Annotated in this window: 5 protein-coding genes; 3 read left to right on the top strand and 2 right to left on the bottom strand. The window is 70.8% G+C overall.

Annotated features, from left to right (window positions below; translation table 11 throughout):
- The coding region (locus RH94_RS17070; RefSeq protein ID WP_073948443.1) for a heavy metal translocating P-type ATPase at window positions 1–1961 on the bottom strand (1961 nt) is incomplete at its 3' end.
- 96 nt (window positions 1962–2057) lie between these two features.
- Between RH94_RS17070 and RH94_RS17065 the strand changes: the two genes are divergently transcribed.
- Entirely contained in the window at window positions 2058–2456 is a 399-nt protein-coding gene (locus tag RH94_RS17065; protein ID WP_073948442.1) for an ArsR/SmtB family transcription factor, read from the top strand.
- Window positions 2457–2670: 214 nt separating this feature from the next.
- On the opposite strand, the gene RH94_RS17060 is transcribed toward RH94_RS17065, so the two are convergent.
- Entirely contained in the window at window positions 2671–3441 is a 771-nt protein-coding gene (locus tag RH94_RS17060; RefSeq protein ID WP_143204032.1) for an argonaute/piwi family protein, read from the bottom strand.
- A 4-nt stretch (window positions 3442–3445) separates the two neighbouring features.
- Here RH94_RS17060 and RH94_RS17055 point away from each other — a divergent pair, with 4 nt between their 5' ends.
- Window positions 3446–4180: a hypothetical protein gene (locus RH94_RS17055; protein ID WP_324614278.1), complete on the top strand. Its 735-nt coding sequence runs from the start codon at window positions 3446–3448 to the stop codon at window positions 4178–4180.
- Window positions 4177–4613, top strand: a 437-nt coding sequence (locus tag RH94_RS17050; protein ID WP_143203986.1) for an HAD family hydrolase, incomplete at its 3' end; no start/stop codon positions are given. The genes RH94_RS17055 and RH94_RS17050, both read left to right, overlap by 4 nt.

The following is a 4613-nucleotide window of genomic DNA, read 5'->3' as shown; positions in this document are numbered from 1 at the left end:
CCCTCCGCGCGGGCCCGGTGCCAGGCGGCCTCGCGCAGCAGCCGCAGGCCGTTGAGGCCGACGATGACGGTCGAGCCCTCGTGGCCGAGGACGCCGAGGGGCAGGGGGAGGGTGGCGGCCAGGTCCCAGACGACCAGGCCGGAGATGAACACGGCGGCGATGACCAGGTTCTGCACGACCAGGCGGCGGGCCCGGCGGGAGAGGGCCACCACGGCGGGCACGGTGGCCAGTTCATCGCGGACGATCACCGCGTCGGCGGTCTCCAGGGCCAGGTCGGAGCCGGTCCGGCCCATGGCGATGCCGGTGTGGGCTGCGGCCAGGGCGGGTGCGTCGTTGACGCCGTCGCCGACGACCAGGACCTTGCGGCCGGCCTGCTCCTGTTCCCTGACCGCGGCCACCTTGTCCTGCGGGAGCAGTCCGGCGCGGACGTCGGTGATGCCGACCTCGGCGGCCAGGCGGGCGGCGGCGCGGGGATTGTCGCCGGTGACCAGCGTCGGCGTGGTGCCGGTGAGTGCGGCGAGCGAGGTGACGGTGGCGGCGGCGTCCGGCCGCAGCCGGTCGGCGATGCCCAGGACTCCGGCCGGCGCGCCGTCGGCCACCACCAGGACCGCGGTGCGCCCGCCATCCTCCAGCTCGGCGGCGGTGTGCGCGCCCTCGGCGCCGGACAGCAGCCGGGCGGGGGCGCCGACCGCGATCTTGCGGCCGTCGACGGTGGCGGTGACTCCGATGCCAGGGGTGGAGGTGAAGTCCTCCGCGACGGGCAGGGTGAGATCACGGGCGCCCGCGGCGTCCACGACGGCGCGGGCCAGCGGGTGCTCGCTGGGGTGTTCGGCCGCCGCTGCCAGGATCAGCAACTCCTCCTCGTGCAGGCCGGAGCCGGGCAGTGGCCGGATGTCGGTCACGCGCGGGGTGCCCTCGGTGAGCGTGCCGGTCTTGTCCAGGGCGACCGCGTCGACCTGGCCCAGGCGCTCCATCACCACGGCGGACTTCACCAGCACTCCGTGCCGCCCGGCATTCGCGATCGCGGACAGCAGTGGCGGCATGGTCGCCAGCACCACCGCGCACGGCGAGGCGACGATCATGAAGGTCATGGCCCGCAGCAGTGAGTCGGTCAGCGCGGCGCCGAACGCGAGCGGCACCGCGAACACGGCCAGCGTGGCCGCCACCATGCCGATCGAGTAGCGCTGTTCGACCTTCTCGATGAACAACTGGGTCGGCGCCTTGGTCTCGGACGCCTCCTCGACCATCTGCACGATCCGGGCGATCACCGAGTCGGCGGCGTCCCGCTCGACCTCGATGCGGAGTGCGCCGGTGCCGTTGAGGGTGCCGGCGAACACCTCGTCGCCGGGTTCCTTCGCGACGGGCAGCGGTTCGCCGGTGATGGTGGCCTGGTCCACCTCGCTCGCCCCGCCCAGCACCCGGCCGTCGGCGCCGATCCGCTCGCCGGGCCGCACCAGGACCGTGTCGCCGACGGCGAGATCGGCGGTGGGCACGGTCTCCTCGGTGCCGTCGGCGCGCAGCCGGGTCGCGGTGGCCGGGGCCAGGTCGAGCAGGCCGCGCACCGAGTCGGCGGTGCGCGCGGTGGCCAGGGCCTCCAGGGCACCGGAGGTGGCGAAGATGACGACCAGCAGGGCGCCGTCCATCACCTGGCCCACGGCCGCCGCACCCAGCGCGGCCACGATCATCAGCAGGTCGACGTCAAGGGTCTTCTCCCGCAGCGCCCGCAGTCCGGCCAGCGCGGGCTCCCAGCCGCCGGCGGCGTAGGCGAGCGCGTACAGCACGCCCCAGGACCAGGCGGGCGCACCGGTCAGCTGCAGCGGGAGTGAGAGCAGGAACAGCGCCGTGGCCGCTGCGGCCCAGCGGACCTCGGGCAGCGCGAAGACCCGGGTCCGTCGCCGCGGAGCGGCATCCGGGCGCGCGGTCGCGGCGGGCGCGGGCCGCTCGGTCAGGGTGGAGGACATGACGAAGAACCCTTCGGGAGGGCGGGACGGAACGACTCAATCACCATACAGGTACATATGAAGAGCTGTTCAAGTGTCACTTGTATGATGGCAGTCATGGGCCATGGAGCAGCTCCCGCCAAAGACCCCGTCCCGCACACTCGCCTGGACGCGGACAGCGCCGCCCGGGTGGCCACCACCCTCCAGGCCCTGGCCACCCCCTCCCGGTTGCTGATCCTCTCCCGCCTGAGGGAAGGCCCCTGCGCCGCCACCGAACTCGCCACCGAGGTCGGCATGGAACAGTCCGCCTGCTCGCACCAGCTGCGCCTCCTGCGCAACCTCGGCCTGGTCGTCGGCCGCCGCCAGGGCCGCTCGGTGATCTACGCGCTCTACGACAACCACGTCGCCGAACTCCTCGACCAGGCCGTCTACCACATCGAGCACCTGCGCCTCGGGCTCAGCGACGCCACCCACGCGGACCGCTCGGAGGACGCCACGCTCGGCATGACTCGCTGATCAGGGCACGGTCGATGCTTCCGGCGGTAGACCCGGACGGGGCGCCCTACGTCGCTGCCTGAGCGGTTTTCCGATGCCGACGAGTGCGGTGCCCGGCATCGGTGCCGGTCAGGGCAGGGCGATGCCATTCAGCTGGACATGAGGTACGGCGCTGTCGTGCTATGGCGGAGCCCACGGCGGTGCTCAGGCGGTTCGGTGGTGCTTTCCTGCAGTGCTACATGTAACAGGCGTAGCGGGTGGCGATTCGGGCGTTGGTCGGCACGTGCTTGAGAATGGAACCGACCCGGTAGGCGGTGCGCAGGGTGAGCGGGTCGCGTTCGTCGAGTTGGGCGTTGTTCCAGTTCATCTTGGACAGGGCGAGTATGTCGGTGCTGGCAGCCAGTGGATCGGTGCCCTGTGATGCGGCACGGATCAGCAGCGGCTGGGGGATGTACATACCGGGGTAGGTACGGAAGTGCGGCACCGAGCCGCGGGTGTAGAGCAGCATGGAGCGTGCGTCCAGCCGGACCGTGGTGCCGCGCAGCGGTGGGAGCTGCCCGGTGCGGTACAGGTACGGGGCGCCGCGCCGCTGGATCCACAGCATGTCGACATGGTCGATATCGCGCATATCGGCGGCCTCGTGGAAGCCGTCGATCTTGCCCTGGGTGAAGTTCGAGGTCTTGTGCACGACGATGCGCGCGGGCTGGTGGCCGTGGGTGGTGCGGTACTCGGCCAGTGCGTCCAGCAGCAACTGCCGGGCGTCGGAGAGCGTCAGGTGGGGCTGGCGGTCGTTCTTGGAGATCTGTGCGGTGCCGCCGCGTACGACGGCGCCGTCGCCGCGCTCGTTGAACACCTGGGCGAGGGAGTGTCTAATCAACGGCTCTGTCTCACATTCGGTGGTGACGGAGCGTGCCACGATCCGCTCGCCCTCGTCGGCCACATCCTCTATGACCAGCGGCGAAAGACCCGAAAACACCTTCTGCACAAGCTCGTTGACATCCTCCATGCGAGTGTCAACGATCCTCACGACTCTCTGTTACCACCGAATGCGAGACAGGGCAGTTCATTTGGCACACCCCCTCTTCCTCGGCGCTCTGCGCGCAGCCCACGCTTCGGGCGACTCCCGCCTGCGCGCCGGCGCTCTCGGTTTCCTCGCCATCCACGGTTACTCCGCCGGCGACCCGCGCGACGCCATCACCGCCGCCCGTACAGCGCGCCAGGCAATCACCGATCACGACGCCCCCGCCCTGAACGCCATGCTCCTCACCCGCCAGGCTCGCGGCCACGCCCGACTCCGTGAAGAGCGCCACGCCTTGGCCGCGCTTGCCGAAGCCGAAGAACTCTGTGCCCGCGGCCGGGGCGAGGACGATCCTCACTGGCTGTACTGGATCAGCCCGGGGGAGATCCTCGGACAGACCGGAAGCTGCTACCTCGACCTGGGACAGCCATCCCGGGCAGCCCAATCCTTCGCCGCGGCCCGCGACGTGCTCAGCCGGGACGAGACCCGAACCACCGCTCAGTTCCTCTCCCGAGCCGCGACCGCGCAGATGCGCGCCGGCGACGCCGACGCCGGCTGCGCCACCGCCCATGACGTCCTGACCCTCGCCGAAGGCATTCAATCCGCCCGCCTCGACGACCACCTGCGCACCATGCTCCATGAGGCGCGCTCCTACGGTGCCTCCTCAACCGCCCGGGACCTGCTGGATCGTGGGGAAAGCGTTATGCGTCAGCGAGCCGCCGCATGATCCTGGTTCTCTGGGACATCGACCGCACCCTCCTGTACACCGGCGACACCGACCGGCTGGTCTACCGGGAACTCTTCGAGGAGGTGGTGGGCCGGCCTGCCGAGCGTCTGCCCGCCCGGGGAACCGGGGTGACGATGCCCCTCGCTGTCCGGGAGCTGCTGTGCGCGAATGCAGTGGAACCCGAGCGGATCGAGGAACTCGCGCAACGCATCGTGCAGCGTATGCCTGCACAACTGGAGCGTCACCGTGGCGATCTTTCTCGCACCGGGCAGGTCATGCCCGGTGCACCCGCCGCCCTTGCCGCCGTGCACCAAGAGCCCGGGCTGGTTCCCACCGTCGTCACCGGCAATCTGCGGGGCAGCGCCGAGATCAAGCTCAAGGCTCTTGGCCTGGACGAGTATCTCGACCTCGGCATCGGCGGATACTCCTCCGA

Source organism: Streptomyces kebangsaanensis (assembly GCF_001906585.1).
In the GTDB taxonomy this organism is placed as follows: Bacteria; Actinomycetota; Actinomycetes; order Streptomycetales; family Streptomycetaceae; genus Streptomyces; species Streptomyces kebangsaanensis.
Note: the sequence above shows the minus strand (reverse complement) of the source record. Positions and strands in the feature narration are given on the sequence as shown.

Coding starts and splice junctions, on each gene's coding strand:
- RH94_RS17065 (WP_073948442.1), top strand. CDS start 2,058: ATGGGCCATGGAGCAGCTCCCGCCAAAGACCCCGTCCCGCACACTCGC.
- RH94_RS17060 (WP_143204032.1), bottom strand. CDS start 3,441: ATGGAGGATGTCAACGAGCTTGTGCAGAAGGTGTTTTCGGGTCTTTCG.